This window comes from Sphingobacterium detergens, assembly GCF_003610355.1.
GTDB lineage: Bacteria > Bacteroidota > Bacteroidia > Sphingobacteriales > Sphingobacteriaceae > Sphingobacterium > Sphingobacterium detergens.
Map to the genome: position 1 here is coordinate 238820 of NZ_RAPY01000006.1, position 16385 is coordinate 255204.

General features: G+C 37.7%; 14 protein-coding genes. 4 read left to right on the forward strand and 10 right to left on the reverse strand.

Going from position 1 to position 16385, the window contains the following annotated elements:
* Positions 1–6: 6 nt before the first annotated feature.
* Complete coding sequence (gene lpdA, locus DFQ12_RS23720) at positions 7–1395, reverse strand: dihydrolipoyl dehydrogenase (protein WP_120261535.1); 1389 nt, start codon at positions 1393–1395, stop codon at positions 7–9.
* 244 nt (positions 1396–1639) lie between these two features.
* On the opposite strand from lpdA (DFQ12_RS23720), the gene DFQ12_RS23725 reads away from it, so the two are divergent.
* Positions 1640–1939, forward strand: coding sequence for a DUF3817 domain-containing protein (locus DFQ12_RS23725; protein WP_120261536.1), 300 nt, complete (start codon positions 1640–1642; stop codon positions 1937–1939).
* A 152-nt stretch (positions 1940–2091) separates the two neighbouring features.
* Here DFQ12_RS23725 and DFQ12_RS23730 read toward each other — a convergent pair whose 3' ends face one another.
* From DFQ12_RS23730 to DFQ12_RS23760, 7 genes are all read right to left on the reverse strand, one after another.
* Entirely contained in the window at positions 2092–2496 is a 405-nt protein-coding gene (locus DFQ12_RS23730; protein ID WP_120261537.1) for an acyl-CoA thioesterase, read from the reverse strand.
* Between the two features lie 67 nt (positions 2497–2563).
* Entirely contained in the window at positions 2564–3970 is a 1407-nt protein-coding gene (lpdA, locus tag DFQ12_RS23735) for a dihydrolipoyl dehydrogenase (protein ID WP_120261538.1), read from the reverse strand.
* 366 nt (positions 3971–4336) lie between these two features.
* Positions 4337–4870: a plastocyanin/azurin family copper-binding protein gene (locus DFQ12_RS23740; protein WP_120261539.1), complete on the reverse strand. Its 534-nt coding sequence runs from the start codon at positions 4868–4870 to the stop codon at positions 4337–4339.
* Positions 4871–4925: 55 nt separating this feature from the next.
* A complete protein-coding gene (locus DFQ12_RS23745; RefSeq protein ID WP_120261540.1) occupies positions 4926–6527 on the reverse strand; it encodes a response regulator in 1602 nt (533 codons plus the stop codon).
* A gap of 22 nt (positions 6528–6549) precedes the next feature.
* Positions 6550–7110: a chemotaxis protein CheB gene (locus tag DFQ12_RS23750; RefSeq protein WP_120261541.1), complete on the reverse strand. Its 561-nt coding sequence runs from the start codon at positions 7108–7110 to the stop codon at positions 6550–6552.
* Positions 7111–7116: 6 nt separating this feature from the next.
* Positions 7117–7926 carry a CheR family methyltransferase gene (locus tag DFQ12_RS23755; protein ID WP_120261647.1) on the reverse strand — a complete coding sequence of 270 codons (810 nt, stop codon included), beginning with the start codon at positions 7924–7926 and terminating at the stop codon, positions 7117–7119.
* 17 nt (positions 7927–7943) lie between these two features.
* On the reverse strand, positions 7944–11375 hold the full coding sequence (locus DFQ12_RS23760) for a GAF domain-containing hybrid sensor histidine kinase/response regulator (RefSeq protein WP_120261542.1): 3432 nt from the start codon (positions 11373–11375) through the stop codon (positions 7944–7946).
* Between the two features lie 6 nt (positions 11376–11381).
* On the opposite strand from DFQ12_RS23760, the gene DFQ12_RS28230 reads away from it, so the two are divergent.
* The 3 genes from DFQ12_RS28230 (at position 11382) to DFQ12_RS23775 (ending at position 13075) form a co-directional block, all read left to right on the forward strand.
* The gene (locus tag DFQ12_RS28230) at positions 11382–11573 is read left to right on the forward strand and encodes a hypothetical protein (protein WP_120261543.1); all 192 of its coding nucleotides are present in this window, start codon (positions 11382–11384) and stop codon (positions 11571–11573) included.
* Positions 11574–11975: 402 nt separating this feature from the next.
* Positions 11976–12494 (forward strand): KdsC family phosphatase, encoded by a 519-nt coding sequence (locus DFQ12_RS23770; protein WP_120261544.1) that lies wholly within the window; start codon positions 11976–11978, stop codon positions 12492–12494.
* Entirely contained in the window at positions 12494–13075 is a 582-nt protein-coding gene (locus DFQ12_RS23775; RefSeq protein WP_244211835.1) for a Maf family protein, read from the forward strand. The genes DFQ12_RS23770 and DFQ12_RS23775 overlap by 1 nt, the downstream gene beginning before the upstream one ends.
* A gap of 39 nt (positions 13076–13114) precedes the next feature.
* Here DFQ12_RS23775 and DFQ12_RS23780 read toward each other — a convergent pair whose 3' ends face one another.
* Complete coding sequence (locus DFQ12_RS23780; protein ID WP_120261546.1) at positions 13115–15703, reverse strand: TonB-dependent receptor domain-containing protein; 2589 nt, start codon at positions 15701–15703, stop codon at positions 13115–13117.
* Between the two features lie 103 nt (positions 15704–15806).
* The gene (locus DFQ12_RS28695; RefSeq protein ID WP_120261547.1) at positions 15807–16226 is read right to left on the reverse strand and encodes an HYC_CC_PP family protein; all 420 of its coding nucleotides are present in this window, start codon (positions 16224–16226) and stop codon (positions 15807–15809) included.
* Positions 16227–16385: the final 159 nt, after the last annotated feature.

Genomic DNA, 16385 nt, shown 5'->3' on the forward strand with positions numbered 1-16385 from the left:
TTGTGACTATAAATGGATCACTTCACCGTACGCATCGGCGCATGCTTCCATGATAGCTTCACTCATTGTTGGGTGCGGATGGATTGTTTTGATCATTTCATGTCCTGTTGTTTCCAATTTACGGGCAACAACAACCTCAGCGATCATTTCAGTAACATTAGCTCCAATAAGGTGTGCTCCTAGGAATTCACCATATTTTGCATCGAAGATAACTTTTACGAAACCGTCTTTTGCTCCAGCTGCCGAAGCTTTTCCTGAAGCAGAGAATGGAAATTTACCTACTTTAACTTCATATCCAGCTTCTTTAGCTGCTTTTTCAGTATAACCAACAGAAGCTATCTCTGGAGAACAATAAGTACATCCAGGGATGTTGTTGTAATCAATAGGTTCTACATGAAGACCTTTGATTTTTTCAACACAAGTAATACCTTCTGCTGAAGCAACGTGCGCTAAAGCTTGACCCTTAACGATATCACCGATAGCGTATACACCTTCAATATTTGTTTTGTAGAAATCGTCTACGACAACACGGCCACGATCAGTTTTTACACCAACCTCTTCCAAGCCTATGTTTTCGATATTAGGAGCAATACCTACTGCAGATAATACAACTTCTGCTTCGATTACTTCAACACCTTTTTCAGTTTTAATAGAAACCTTGCTCAATTCTCCAGATGTGTCAACAGATTGAACTTCTGATTTAGTAAGGATATTAATACCTTGTTTCTTTAAGCTTTTTTCTAGTTGTTTTGAGATTTCTTCATCTTCAACTGGAACGATTCTATCCATAAACTCAACGATAGTCACTTTTGTTCCAATTGCATTATAGAAATAAGCAAATTCAACACCGATAGCACCAGAACCAACAACAACTAAAGATTTTGGTTGTTTAGGTAATGTCATTGCTTGGCGGTAGCCAACAATCTTTTTGCCATCTTGTGGTAAGTTAGGCAACTCACGTGAACGTGCACCTGTCGCCAAGATGGTGTGTTTTGCTGCATATTCTTTGGTAGAACCGTCTGCGCCTTTTACATCGATCTTACCACCTTTTTTAATTTTTGCAGTTCCATTGATGACATCAATTTTATTTTTTTTCATCAAGAACTGAATACCTTTACTCATTCCTTCAGCTACGCCGCGGCTTCTTTTGACGATAGCTTCGAAATCAGCCTCACCACCTTGAACATTGATGCCGTAATCTGCGGCATGGTTTAAATATTCAAATACTTGAGCACTTTTCAATAATGCTTTTGTAGGGATACAGCCCCAGTTTAGACAAATTCCGCCTAATGATTCGCGTTCAATAATCGCTGTTTTGAACCCTAACTGAGCGGCTCTAATGGCAGCAACATACCCGCCTGGACCACTACCGATTACAATGATGTCGTAATTCATATAAATAAATATTCTGTAGTTGAGTGTTATAGCTTCAAATACCAAGGTACCGAACCTTATATTCATTCAAAAGTACGTATTTTTTCTGATGAATATGAACTATTTATTGTAAAATTGGCGGTTTTTGATAAAACAATGTCAATGTATTCGGGATAATGTCACGACTCGGTAAAAGGGTAAAAAATAATGGGGCAACCGTATTTAGAGTCTTATTTTTGAAGTTCACAATACTCAGTTTATCATTATGTTAAGAATATTTAGACAGATTGCGTTGTGGGAGGCTATTTCCACGATTTGCTTGTTTTTTATTGCAATGCCCTTGAAATATTTCGCTGGAATACCAGAGGCTGTTAAGATTGCGGGATCCATTCATGGCTTTTTTGTCGTTATATTCGTTGTGATGCTCATCATGTCTACTGTCGAATATAAATGGCCTATTCTAAAAGCTATAAAGTACTTTTTGGCTTCTTTGGTTCCAATCCTGGGATTTTGGGTGGAGCTGGATCTAAAGAAGGAAATCGACGGCAAAAGACAAAAATCGTAATAGTGAGATATTTGCATAGAGATTCCAAAAGTGTGAGCCCATGGCTTAGAAAGTTAAGCTTTCCGCATGGTGCTTGATAATTTGTGATCGCAAATTTCCAAATAGAGCTTTATAAAAAACACCTATTAATATCAAAGGAACAGGGGAGATGTTTAGTCATCTCGCCCTGTTTTCTCGATGCCCATATAAGCATACGTTATACTATCTTTTCCATGTGGGGTGGGATTTCCGTCGTCGTCCAAATTGACAAACACTAATTTGTCGATGGATAGGATTGTTTTCTTTGAAATTTTATTTCTGACCTCACAACGCATCGTCAATGACGTTGTTCCGAAATTGATCGCTTCAATACCTAATTCTAAAATATCCCCCTGTTTGGCTGAATTTACAAAGTTTATTTCGGATATAAACTTTGTAACCACTTTAGGGTTTCCCAATTGTACAATAGCGTAAATAACAGCTTCTTCATCTATCCAACGCAAAAGTGTTCCGCCGAACAATGTTCCATTGGGGTTAAGGTCTTCGGGTTTGACCCATTTTCTTGTATAAAAATTCATCTGATATAGGTATTTATGACAAAGGGGAAAAGTTTCCTTTTCCCCTTAGGTTTATTCTGTTTAACGCTTACGCGTGTATTGCTCTATTTGCAGTTGCGGCTAATGCCGCTTCTTTAATAGCTTCAGTATAGGTTGGGTGAGCATGACAGATACGTGCGATATCCTCTGCAGAAGCACGATATTCCATCGCTACTGTAGCCTCGCCGATCATGTCGGCTGCACGCGGACCAATCATATGTACGCCTAATACCTCGTCGGTTGTTGCGTCAGCTAGTACTTTTACAAAACCATCTGTATCACCAGATGCTTTTGCACGGCCAGAAGCTTTGAAAGAGAAAGATCCAGCTTTATATTTCACACCAGCCTCTTTAAGTTGCTCTTCAGTTTTTCCAACTGAAGCTACTTCAGGCCATGTGTACACAACACCTGGAATCAAGTTGTAGTCGATGTGTGGTTTTTGTCCAGCAATATATTCCGCGACATATACCCCTTCATCTTCCGCTTTGTGCGCCAACATCGCTCCAGTAATGACATCACCAATTGCGAATACACCTTGAACAGAAGTTTCTAAGTGTGCGTTTACAGGGATTTTCTTACCTCTTTCTTCTAATGTAATGCCAATGTTCTCCAAGCCTAAACCTTCAGAATAAGCTGTACGTCCAACAGCAACGATACAGTAATCACCATCCAATGTGATTTCTTGTCCCTTTGGATCCTCAGCAGTTACTTTTACCGTTTTACCTTTTGCTGTAGCACCTGTTACTTTATGTCCTAGGTAGAACTCCATGCCCAATGATTTTTTCAAAACACGTTGCAATTCTTTTCCTAAGCCACCATCCATTGTACCAATGATAGATTTCGCAAATTCAACTACAGAGACTTTTGAACCTAAACGAGCATATACCGAACCTAATTCCAGACCAATTACACCACCGCCGATGACGATAAGGTGTTTTGGGATCTCTTTTAAATTAAGGGCTTCAGTAGAAGTAATAATTCTTTTTTTGTCAACTGGCAAGAATGGCAACGAAGTCGGTTTTGATCCTGTTGCAATGATGACATTTTTGGCAGTGATCTGTTCTGTAGAACCATCTGCTTTTGTTATTTTAATGGTGTTTTTATCCACAAATGAACCTACACCTTGGAAACTGTCAATTTTGTTTTTCTTAAATAAGAAAGTGATACCGGCAGTATTTTGCGCAATGACATCGTCTTTACGAGCAATCATCTTTGCCATATCTACCTTAAGATCTTTTAAACTGATGCCGAATGCATCAAAATTATGGGCAGCATTGTGGTAATGCTCCGATGAATCTAAAAGCGCTTTCGAAGGAATACATCCAACGTTAAGACAAGTACCGCCAAATGTGCTATATTTTTCAATAACAGCTGTTTTTAATCCTAATTGGGCACAACGGATAGCTCCTACATATCCGCCTGGACCACTTCCGATTACAATTACGTCGTATTGCATTGATTACGTTTTAATTTTTAGTAGTACAAATTTAATGATTATTAATGGGATAGGAAATCAAAACTTGCGATTTGTAACCGAATAGACTTACTTTACATTTTTTTGATAAAAGAAATGCGGCTTACCCCCTTTAAGATCATCTAAGGTCAATAATTTGTATGAAAGAAAAATATATAGAGAGGTGAAGCTTCTAGAAGAAAAGTATATCGATGTATCAATATTGAAAGAGGATTATGAAGAGCAACAGAGTATAGGCAATAATGGATATTGAAAGCGTACTTGAGCGGATTTTTTTCTATCCCAGCGCAAAAAAATAGTTAACAAAAAGGATATCCAGAATTGAATATCCTTTTTGCTTTTATGTTGTTATTCTGCAACGATTTTGCCTTGCATTACACCATAGTGTCCAGGGAAACTACAGATGAAAGAATATACTCCTTTTTCAAGAGTAAATGTAATTTTATCAGTTTCACCAGGGCCCAATAATTTCGTATGGGACACGATAGAGGATAATGCTGATTTTGGAACATACTCATCAGCCACCGCTGCTGCTGCCTCAGCGCCGAAAGTTGGAAGATCTACACCCGGTTTAAGGATGACAACATTATGTCCCATAGATTCTTTTGGCATGGTACCAGCATTTTTGAAAGATAATTCTACTGGCTCACCAGCTTTAACACGGAATAAGTCCTTGTCAAATTTCATCTGATCGTTACCTTCTAAAGATAAGCTGTTAGAAATAGCCACGTTTTCAATTCCAGGTACTGTTTCTGTCGCTTGGTTTTCTGTTGAAGTTGTCGATTCTGTACTAGCTGATTTGCCAGACTTCTCACTGTTTCCGCCACAAGATGCAATTGACAATGCAACTGCAACTGCTGGTATCATAAAAAGTTTTTTCATTATTACGTTTTGTTAATTCTTTAAAATTAATGATTTCATTGGTAAATAGAAACAATCATTTCAATTTTGACAATAAAGCATCAATTGTTTTATATAATTTGATAGGATCAAATGGTTTCCCAACAACTTCATTTGCCCCTGCATCCATGGCTTCTTGTTGTTCCGCCTTTAAAACTGAAGCTGAGATAGAGATAATGGGCATATTCGCAATTATTGGGTTGGTATGGCGACGTATTTCTTTAATAGCTTCAAAACCGCTCATTAGGGGCATATGTGCATCCATAAATACCAGATCTATTTTTTTTCTGTTTATTTCCTCCAACGCAAGCTGTCCATTTGTTGCCAGTGTAATTTCGCAGTTCCAACTTTTTAGGATATTTGCTAACATAAAGCTGTTTAATTCGTTGTCTTCGGCGATAAGGATCATCGGTGAATTAAACTTCGGTAACTCTGTATAAAGCACTTGTGTTTCTTTTTCTAGGGGTTTATCTTCTATTTTGTCGAAGGCACATTCAAAAGAAAATATGCTTCCTTTACCATATTCGCTCGATGCGAATACTTTTCCATTGAGAAGGGCAGCGATGCGTTTGACAATTGCTAAGCCCAATCCAGTGCCGCCAAATTTTTTGGTGATACTGTCTTCCCCTTGCTCAAAAGCAATGAATATTTTTTCCAAAGCTTCTTCGGCTATGCCTATGCCTGTGTCTATAACTTGAAACTGTAAACCAATTTGCTGATCACTTTCCGTTAGAAGTTGAATTTTTAAAATGACCGAACCTGCGGAGGTAAATTTGAAGCTATTGGAGATAAAGTTGGTTAGAATCTGTTTTAAACGAAGAGGATCAGTTAAAAAATAACTGTTTATCCGGTCGTCCACATCTATATAAAAATTTAATCCCTTATAATTTGCCTTATCTATAAATAAGTTATTCAAATCATCCGTAATATCATGTACTGAAGTGGATTCCATGTTAAGTTTCATCATGCCAGAATCGACCTTGGAGAGATCTAATATGTCATTGATAATTGTTAGTAGGTTCTGAGATGCTGAATCGAGTTTATTGATCCAGTTTTCTTGTTCGATACTAAGCTGTGAGTTTTTTAACATTTGGGTAATCCCCATAATACCATTGATGGGGGTACGGATTTCATGACTCATATTGGCCAAGAAAGTCTCCTTAGATTTTCTTGCTAATTCAGCTTCCTCTTTTGCTTTAAGAATCGCTTGCTTCGATTCTTCCAAAGCGATATTTTTCTCTTTAATTTCCTGTTGTATTAACAGCTGCTGAACAAAAGATTTGACTTTTGCTATGGTCGCTTCTGGATTAAGAGGTTTATACAGGTAGTCTACAGCTCCACTGTTAAGTCCTTGAATAAGGTACTTATCCTCTTTCGAAATTGCGGTTACCATGATCGGAATAATGTGATTCGTTTTAGGGTTTTTCTTCAAAAAAGTAACAAATTCGAATCCATTGATTTCGGGCATCTGCACATCAACTAAGGCAAGATCTATTTCTTCTTTCCAACAGATTTTCAGGGCCTCGTTGGGATCCGTACTGCTAATTATATTTACATATTCGATATCTTCCAGCAAGGCTGTGAGACTGATAATATTTTCAACTTTATCATCGACGATCAATATATTAATCTTCTTCATTATATCAAATCTAAATACAACTTTAGGTTAATTGCATGATGTAATCCTTTATTTCGGCTATTGTTAAGATCTTATCTTGCGCATTTAATTCTATGGCCGCCTGGGGCATAATTGGAACTTCCGCATCCAGTGGATCTTGTACAAAAGTGCTACCACCATATTTTTTAATCATCAATAACCCCTGCGCGCCGTCCTGATTTGCTCCGGAAAATAAAATAGCAGTACAGTTTTCTTTATAGACTTCGGCTGCAGATTCGAAGGTCACATCAATCGATGGCCTTGAATATTGGACTGGTTCAGAGATGTCCAAGGAAAAGCTATAATCAGGCTCGATGAGCAAATGATAACCCGCCGGAGCAAAATAGATTGTTCCATCTGCTATGGTTTCTTTATCATCTGCTGTTTTTATCCGCTGCAATAATGCTTTTGATAATGTATCTTCGATGCTCGATGCATATTTAGGATTTCTGTGCACAATAACGATGACCGGTATTTGAATAGGGCGTTCCAATCCTTTTAGGATATTTAGAATAACACTAAAGCCGCCTGCAGATCCCGCTAATAAAAGAATTTTCCGTTCCATCTTGATCTAAGCTATTTTTTGATAAATATTGTGCTTTTTGTTTATAACCTTAAATTTTGCCGCATTTTTGTAGTTGATCAGAGACTCTTTTGAACCCAAACATAAAAAACCTAGGTGACAGAGCGAATTATAAAATAAATCCAATACCTTTTCCTGGAGGTTTGTGTCGAAATAAATCAATACATTTCTGCATGTGACCAGCTGAAATTCATTAAATACCCGATCGGAAACCAAACTGTGCTGGGAAAAAAGAACATTCTTCTTAAGGCTATTATTTATCGTGGCAGCATTGTACATCGCCGTATAATATTCGGATAAAGAACTTTTGGGATCTGTTTTAATGAAATTCTCAGAGTAGTCTTTCACCTTTGCCAGAGAATAAATACCTCTTTTGGCTTTTTCCAATACTTTTGTGTTGATATCCGTTCCATAAATAAACGAACGCTGATAAAGCCCAGCTTCTTTTAGTAGAATTGCCAATGAATAGACTTCTTCCCCTGTGGAACAACCTGCGCTCCACAACTTAATATGAGGATAGGTTGCCAGATAAGGAAATACATCATTTTTTAACGCTTTGTAAAATTCCGGATCTCTAAACATTTCAGTCACATTGACAGTAATTTCCTGTAAAAGATAAGTACTGAAGCCAGGTTGGTTAATTAATTTAGATTTTAATTCAACCAGATCTAGCTTGTTGAGTTCCATAATTCTGGTGACACGCCGCTTTAAGGATGACCTTGTATATCCGGAAACATCGTAACCGTGGAGGTTTTTGACAACGTCAATAATTTCCTCCAACTCTTCAAAAGTAATCATTGCTGCTATTTTATTGCTTAACTCAACCATACACGCATTAAGGATATCAATTTATCCACATCAACGGGTTTGCTAATATAATCGTTTGCTCCTACAGCGATTGTCTTTTCCCGGTCACCTTTCATAGCCTTCGCCGTAACAGCTATAATGGGAAGGTTCGAAAACTTTTTGTTCTCCCTTATTTTTTCGATGGCTTCATAGCCGTCCATAACGGGCATCATAATGTCCATCAAAACAATATCGATATGCTCATTACGTGCTAAGATATCCAATGCTTCCTGACCATTATTGGCGATCTCTATTTTCATGTCATAGCTTTCGAACGCGGTACTTAAAGCGAATATATTCCGCATATCATCGTCAGCCAGCAATACAGTCTTGGAAGCCAAGTTGTTCTCTACAAGTACAGATGAACTGTGGCTAAATGAATGATATTCCGTTTTGCTACTTCGGATTTTATTTAAGAATAAATTGACTTCGTCAATTAATCTATTGTTGGATTTGGCTGATTTTAACACCATGGCCTGACTGTGGTGCAAAATTTCTGATGTTTGTTCAGGACTTAACTCCATTGCGGTGTTAATAATAATCGGCAGATCCTTAAAATCACTGTTTGACTTGATCTCATTGAGGAGTTCGATTCCAGATTTATCAGGCAGATTTAGATCCATAATGATGCAGTCGAAGATTTTTTCCTGAATCAGTAGATCGAGCGCCTGACGTGCATCGAATGCCTGAAATATTTGAATATTTTTTTCTTCAAGAGATTGCTTGATAAAATCACTTTGAATTTCTTGATCCTCTACCAATAGAATTTTCTTAATAGGGCGGCTTGTGGAAGCTTTGATCTTCAGGAAAGTTTCGGCGAGAGATTCTTCAGAGACGGGTTTGGACATAAACCCGATAGCGCCTGCAGATATTGGTTCATCATGGAGAAATGTTCCTGCGGACATCATATGTACTGGGATATCCTTCGTCGAATTCGCTTTTTTGAGATTACGTAACACTTCCCAACCATCCATTTTCGGTAACATAATGTCTAATATGATTGCTGCAGGAATTAAGTTTCGCGCTTTGTTGAGCCCATCCTGTCCATCGTAGCTGATATAGACGTCGTAACCATTTTGAACTGCATAATCTTTTAGTATATCCGCAAAGATGAAATCGTCTTCGATGATTAACAGTTTATTATTTTTACTACTATTGTCAATTGGGTGCTCTTTTCCGATCGCTATATCTTCTAATGGAGGATATGCAATTGGTGTATTTGTTTCAATGACGGGTAATTCTGATATTTTCTCGCCTTGAGCTTCCGCTTCTAATGGTAAACTAAAAATGAACACGCTACCCTCGCCAACTTTGCTATTTAATGTGATTCTTCCCTTTAATAGACTCGCTATCTCACGACATATAGACAGACCAAGTCCTGTACCGCCATATTTGCGGCTTGTGGAACCATCTTCCTGCTTGAAGGCGTCGAAGATGAGTTCTTGTTTTTCTGGAGCGATCCCTATGCCATTATCTTGGACTGTAAAATATATGGTTCCATCTTCGACATTTATCTTGAGCGATACGGTCCCATTTTCACCAGTAAATTTAAAAGCATTCGACAATAAATTTTTTAAAACCTGTTGTATACGATGCTCGTCACCAATAAAATCCTGCGGTGTATCGCCATCAATTTCGACATTGAATTTGATAATCTTTGATTCAGCGGTATCAAGAAAAAAGTCTTTAATATAATTGACTAGATAATTCGTGTTGATATGCTCTTTTTGAACTTCGACTTTTCCAGATTCTATTTTTGCTAAATCCAACAACTCGTTGATCAAGTGAAGCAGGTCCGAACCCGCACTATGGATGACGGAGGCATACTTTATCTGATCGTCATTCAGGTTTTCCTTTTTGTTGTCCTGCAACAATTTGGCAAGTATAAGAATACTGTTAAGTGGAGTTCTTAATTCGTGACTCATATTTGCCATGAACTCAGATTTATACTTACTTGATAATTCAACTTCTTCTATTTTCTGGGCGATTGCCTGTCTTGCTTTCTCTAGATCTTCATTTTGAGCAAGGAGTAATTTTGCCTTCTCATCCAATTCATTGTTGGTCTGGATAAGTTCTTCCTGTTGTACCCGTAGCTCTTCTTCTGAGGCTTCCAGCAAATGGGTTTTGTGGATTAATTCTTCGTTGGTCGTTCTTAGTTCTTCCTGCTGTGCCTCCAGTTCCTCAGTTTGCTGTTGAAGTTCCTCATAAAGATCGGCGAGTTTGCCGTGCGTCTGCGCAACTTTAAGAATGATAGCGATGTTACCCTTTACTTTATCCAAGAAATTGAATCTTAACTGCTCCTCTTTTTCATTTACCAGCGGGCAGCAGATTTCCATCAACCCTACGCAATGATTTTCATAGGCAAATGGAATAATGTAAATTTCAGTCTCGATCCTATTGGATAAAGAAGTCTCTAAAACGAGATGAGCGTGATCAATATCCTTGATTTTAACAACGACATGTTTATTGGCTACTTCGCCTAAAATACCATCATTTTCCTTAATGCTCTTTTTTACCTGTTGTGTGGAAGCGATCCCTATTTTATGGCATAATTGATACTCCTGATAGGTATCATCAAAAATATAAACTGTACCTCCCAATGCTTTCGTCATATCCGTAATAGCATTTAGGCTGATCTCTGCTATTTTTTTATCGCTATAATCACCACGTAGCTGTTCATCAATATGGTTTATCGCATTTAAAATCCAGTTATCATTATTGGTCTGATCTTGCAGGAGTTGGAGACGGTTGTTTGATTCTTGCTGGCTTTTAACTGTTGACCTTAATATTTTTGAAATCGAGAAAATTTTAGCTAGAATATAGAAAAATCCACTTAAACCGATCGCAATGAAGAGATAAGTAATGTTTTGTGCGAGCTGAAGATCGTTTCTGGACTTTTCCAGTCGACTTGCTCTTTGATCGAGCAGATCCCTGGATAATATATCGATCTGATTGAAAATAGCTATTTTTTGTTCGTGGATGTAGGGTGGTAAAGTGCCGTTGTTAGTTTTGGCGTAGGCTATATCTTTATCAAAATCATAGAAAAGGGCAATTTCTTTGCGCATAGTTTCGATCGCATGCGGTGAAACTGTATAGAAATCATCCACTTTACTAATAGCTCTCAATGACTCGTCTGCCTTTTTTCGTCCGAGCTGATATGGAATAAATAATGCTGGGTCTCTTTTTGTGAAATAATGAAGTTTAACATCATTGATCTCATCTATGTTTGATCTAATTTCATTGATAACATTAAACCTATTTTCGGCTATATGAACGATATTACGCTCGTTATCCAGAATATGATGCAAAGAGATAAAAAAGTATAGGGCAGAAATAAAAATAAGCAAAAAAGAAATTATCACGCCTATGGTAATTTGCTTTCTATAGTTTTCTTGATCCATGCGAGAATGAGTTTAATGAATTTTGGTCGCCCAACTATCGTTCATTTTTCTGTAGGTAGTTTTCCTGATATTACCTGGGGAAAAAAAGATATATGTAAAATAACAAAAAAACTTGCTATTCCTAAAATAGTCGCAAATACGAATAGATACAATATTGTAAATAAGGGAAGAAAAAGTCCTAATAAAACAAAACCCTGATGATGGGCACCAGGGTTTGTTACTAACCAATTATAAACCTAAATTATGAAAAGACTTTTTAAGGGCGACCAAACTAAATTAGTTGCCGTGTTTTTTGCTCTGAAAAACTAAGTTGATTGTTTTTTTAATCTTATGCAGCTTTTAGCAGAATTACCTGTTTCAATAGCGCTGTTAGTGTTTTCATAGCGAGATAACCTTTAATTATCTTCTACAAAGATACGGTAAATATCAGGTTCCATCCAAATGTTTTTTATAATAAGTTGCTAATACAACTATGTTGTGACAAATAAATGATATTTTGGCTTATTTGAATAATTTACTGACAGAAATGCGGTAAATAAGACGATATAGCGTAATCGTATATTTAACTGAAATGCCTTATTTTTACAAAAATATATTTCGATGGTACTGACTGAATTTAAAACGATAAAAGGATTTGTATTGGATGTGGATGGGGTATTGACAGATGGAACTGTACAAGTCAACGAGAGGGGAGAACAGCTGCGAACTTTTAATATCAAAGATGGATATGCGATGCAATTGGCTATAAAAAAGGGCTATCCAATTTTTGTCATTACTGGTGGAGCTTCAAAAGGGGTGGAACTGCGTCTACAAGGGTTAGGGGTTAAAGAAATTCACTCCCGTGTCTCAGATAAACTTTCGCTATTGAAAGCATTGGCTAACGCATATAATCTTGGACTTGATCAATTGATGTATATCGGGGATGATATTCCTGATTTTAGTTGCATGCGATCTGTCGGTTTGGCTGTGTCGCCGGCAGATGCTGTGGAGGAGATCAAGAAGATATCGCATTACATTTCTGGTTTTAATGGTGGAAAGGGAGTTGTACGGGAACTGATCGAAAAGGTACTTAAAGTACAGGGGAATTGGTACGAGGATGAAACGATAAAAAGCATTTAATGATGTTAGAAAATTTAAAGAATAAAACGGTTATCTTGGGTTCTCAATCGCCTAGACGGAAACAGTTATTATCGGGATTAGGAATCGAGTTTGAGGTAGAAGTTCGGGAGACTGATGAATATGTTGATCCGAATCTTTCTGCCATTGAGGCTGTCCGTCAGATCGCATTGCAAAAAGTGAAAGCTTTTGCGGATAAATCGGACTGTTTGGTTATCTGTGCCGATACCGTTGTTGTTTCGACAGCGGGTGAGATTTTGGGAAAACCAAAGACTGCGGCTGAAGCCATACAGACTTTAGAAAATTTATCTGGAAAGAAGCATTTGGTCATCACTGCTGTCGCAACACAGTGGCAAGGTATTGTACATTCCTTTGTGGAAACGACAACAGTCTATTTCCATGTCTTGGATCGGGATGAGATAGATTATTATGTTACTAGTTTTTCGCCACTTGATAAAGCTGGATCCTATGGTATTCAGGAATGGATCGGTTTAATTGGCATTGAGAAGATAGAAGGTGAGTATAATAATGTGGTCGGGCTACCGACAGCACGGTTATATCAGGAATTGAAAAACTTAATATAAAAAAAGCGGCTTAGCCGCTTTTTTTATATTAACTCAGTACTATTTTATGAAATAACGTACCCCTGTATAAAACATCCGTCCTGTTAAAGGGCCCCATAACATGGAGGTATCAAAGTGATTTCCGAAAGGTTGATCCGCTGCAAGAATCGGTGTTTTCTGGAAATAGTTTGAAAGATTTTCACCCCCTAAATAAACGGTGAAGTTTTTGTCCTTTCCGAATGTTTTGCTGATCTGCGCGTTCATCGTAGCATACGTTTTTGATTCGGTTGGCATCTGGTATTCAACGGGGTTGTCCATGGTTGAAGGTATACGTTTTGGTCCAACAACGTTTAACGTATAATCTAGGCTCCATCCGGAATGATGATTATAGGCTAAATTGACAAAACCACGGTGTTTAGCTAACAAGGGTTTGGTTTTTCTTCCGCTCTGAAAATCGGTCTGTACATCCAATAGACGGTAAGCTAATCTCGTTTCAAAATGTGGGGCAGGCATAAACCTAAATTCTGTTTGCAAACTGTTTGAAAATGATTTTCCTGTTAAGTTGTAAAAACTGATTTCTCTTGGATTCTCATAGTCGACCACGACCTGATTGGAAAAGCTGTTATGGAAAAATTCAACCGAGGCAGAAGCTTCTCTTCCAAATATGCGCATGTTTTGATCCACCGCAATTCCTGTGTTCCAGGAAACTTCTGGTTGTAAGCCATAGGCTTTATTATAAATATCCTGGGACTGAATGATCAGTCTTCTACTACTGGCCAAAACGGCTGTATTTTCCGCAAAGATATTTGCTGTACGCTGACCTCTTCCTGAGCTTGCACGGAATGTAGTTCCAGCAATAGGAGCATAGCGTAAATTTAACCGTGGTGTTGTAAACCATCCGTACAAAGAGTTGTAATCTTGACGTAGACCCACTACTGCATCAAATTTTTCGGATGGACTGAAGGTATATTCTGCAAATACACCTGAAACGACTTCTTTACGTTTGAAATTTTGATCTGTTAAATACCATTCATCGTAGTTATCGTAATTGATAGAGGCACCTACACGATATTTATGGGCTACAGTACCTATGATATCCTGGAACAATAGGTTTGCGTAACCATTCTGTTGCTCAGAATTATAGTTTTTTAACCCGAAATAGCTTTTTTGATTGTAGTTGGAGCCGGCTAATTGCAAGCCAATACTGCGGTGTTTGTTTTCCGGAAATACATAACCGATTTTAGCAAAACCTTCAACACGTTCGATGTCAAAACCAAGACCATAACGATTCGTAGTGCCCTTATCTGTTTTTTTGTTAAAATCTATTTGCCCACCAGTACGATCATCATTTAAATACTTCACGCCAAATTGTACCATTAGACCTTTACCATTCTCATACAACCAACGGTTTACTCCGGAGAAAAGGTTACCAACTGGGACGTCCCTAAATCCATTGTGGCTAAAATTCATGGATTTATTGTACATAAAGTTGTCGTGCAATAATACTGATGTCGACCAATGTTGACCTAATTTTTGTGAAAGATTCAAATTCACATCGGTTCGTCCCATGTTATTGGCGTAAGCATTAAAAAACAGCCTTTCGGAGTTTTGAGGTTTTTTCAGTTCAACGTTGATCTGACCGGCCATACTTTCATATCCATTAGCTACAGAACCAACTCCTTTGGCAATTTGAATAGATTCGATCCAAGTACCAGCAATGGAATTTAGTCCTAGAGGTGACGCCAAACCACGCGGTCCCGGTAAGTTTTCTACAGTCAATTGGGTATAAATACCACTTAAGCCAAGCATCTGAATCTGTTTACTACCAGTTACAGCATCAGCACTGATCACATCCACTGAAGCGTTGGTCTCAAAGCTTTCACTTAAATCACAGCAGGCAGCTTTAAATAATTCTTTCCCTGTCAGTACCTCCAGTCTTGCAGGTGTCATACGATCAATATAAGTGGATTTACGTGTTCCTTTAACTTCGACCTCCATCAGTACATTACCTTTGGCTGTAATCATGACGACCTCGTGTAAGTCTTTAATGGTAATCGTATCGGATTTCATCCCAACGTAACTAACAACAAGCTTGTCAAAACCTTCTTTGTGTTCTAACTTAAATACACCATTCTCATTACTTCGGGTGTTTCTGCTTGGCAAATTCGCCCAATGTAAATTAGCTCCAACAATAGGTTTTAGATCACCTTTTTCATTCTCTTCGACAACAACACCTGTCACGGCATGTGGATGATTATGATGTCCAGCTTCGGTAGGTACTGCCTTTTTTTCGGGAACTTGTCCGTTTTCCAATCTGGGATACATACAACATTCATGAAGCTTTGCATAGGATTCGTCACTTGCAATCAGATTGTCTACATCGTGTCCGACTTGGGCAATATTCTTTTTTATTGTTTCCAGTTCAACTTTTTGTGCATTGTATTTAAGATGTAGCAAATTATCACTCGCGTTCCACACAGCGCTTTCGACACCTTGTAATTTTGCAGCAGTCTCAATCCTTTTTTTACACATCGCACAGTTACCAGCTACAGTAAGCGTTCTTGTGCTGTCGCTTTGTGCCTGCACAATTGCAAAGGAAAATAACAATAAAAGGGTTGTAGTATATAGTTGTTTTAAAATTTGATTCATAGTTTTTTGATAATGTACGGCCTAAAAAAAACGTGCATAGCATGTAAGGTCGAAGGTAATATCTTCGACGTCTATTTTGATTAAAAATCAAAAAATTAGGAAATCAAATTCTGAAACTCTGATTTAGAATAAATACAGAAGGACTATATCTCTTTAGGAAGGTGTTCTGATTTGTACTTAATTTGGATGAACTATCCTCATCTGACGAAAATTGATAGTAATTATGTATCCAGTGAAGGGTAATAATTGCAGGAGAAAAACTATTGAAATTGAGTGTCTGAGATAATCTGTTGAAATCATCTACTTTTTGGGCAGCGATGGTTACGTCCTTGCAACTACCTTCTTGATGGCAGTGGTTTTGATGTTTTTTTTGCGACTTGGCACACATCGGACAATGAGCCGTTTGGTTTTGGCTTAATGATACACTTTGTGCTTCTCCTTGACAGAAATGGAAATGTAGGGTTGCACCACTTGCTGCGAGCAAATAAAAAAATAAGCCGATAAACAATGCAATTTTCCTCATCCCGACAAAAGTAGAGAAAATTTGTATTTTTTTTTTGTAATATTTTGGATAAATGTTATAACTTGTACATAAGAAATGAAAAACCAAAAATTACCGTTATGATGTGTCTATTATTTATTAACTCCATCAGTTTATATTTATTAGCTGTTTTTTTGATCG

Excerpts from the sequence above, each read along its gene's own strand:
- lpdA (WP_120261535.1), bottom strand. The coding sequence starts at position 1,395 with ATGAATTACGACATCATTGTAATCGGTAGTGGTCCAGGCGGGTATGTT.
- DFQ12_RS23725 (WP_120261536.1), top strand. The coding sequence starts at position 1,640 with ATGTTAAGAATATTTAGACAGATTGCGTTGTGGGAGGCTATTTCCACG.
- DFQ12_RS23730 (WP_120261537.1), bottom strand. The coding sequence starts at position 2,496 with ATGAATTTTTATACAAGAAAATGGGTCAAACCCGAAGACCTTAACCCC.
- lpdA (WP_120261538.1), bottom strand. The coding sequence starts at position 3,970 with ATGCAATACGACGTAATTGTAATCGGAAGTGGTCCAGGCGGATATGTA.
- DFQ12_RS23740 (WP_120261539.1), bottom strand. The coding sequence starts at position 4,870 with ATGAAAAAACTTTTTATGATACCAGCAGTTGCAGTTGCATTGTCAATT.
- DFQ12_RS23745 (WP_120261540.1), bottom strand. The coding sequence starts at position 6,527 with ATGAAGAAGATTAATATATTGATCGTCGATGATAAAGTTGAAAATATT.
- DFQ12_RS23750 (WP_120261541.1), bottom strand. The coding sequence starts at position 7,110 with ATGGAACGGAAAATTCTTTTATTAGCGGGATCTGCAGGCGGCTTTAGT.
- DFQ12_RS23755 (WP_120261647.1), bottom strand. The coding sequence starts at position 7,926 with ATGATTACTTTTGAAGAGTTGGAGGAAATTATTGACGTTGTCAAAAAC.
- DFQ12_RS23760 (WP_120261542.1), bottom strand. The coding sequence starts at position 11,375 with ATGGATCAAGAAAACTATAGAAAGCAAATTACCATAGGCGTGATAATT.
- DFQ12_RS28230 (WP_120261543.1), top strand. The coding sequence starts at position 11,382 with ATGAGTTTAATGAATTTTGGTCGCCCAACTATCGTTCATTTTTCTGTA.
- DFQ12_RS23770 (WP_120261544.1), top strand. The coding sequence starts at position 11,976 with ATGGTACTGACTGAATTTAAAACGATAAAAGGATTTGTATTGGATGTG.
- DFQ12_RS23775 (WP_244211835.1), top strand. The coding sequence starts at position 12,494 with ATGATGTTAGAAAATTTAAAGAATAAAACGGTTATCTTGGGTTCTCAA.
- DFQ12_RS23780 (WP_120261546.1), bottom strand. The coding sequence starts at position 15,703 with ATGAATCAAATTTTAAAACAACTATATACTACAACCCTTTTATTGTTA.
- DFQ12_RS28695 (WP_120261547.1), bottom strand. The coding sequence starts at position 16,226 with ATGAGGAAAATTGCATTGTTTATCGGCTTATTTTTTTATTTGCTCGCA.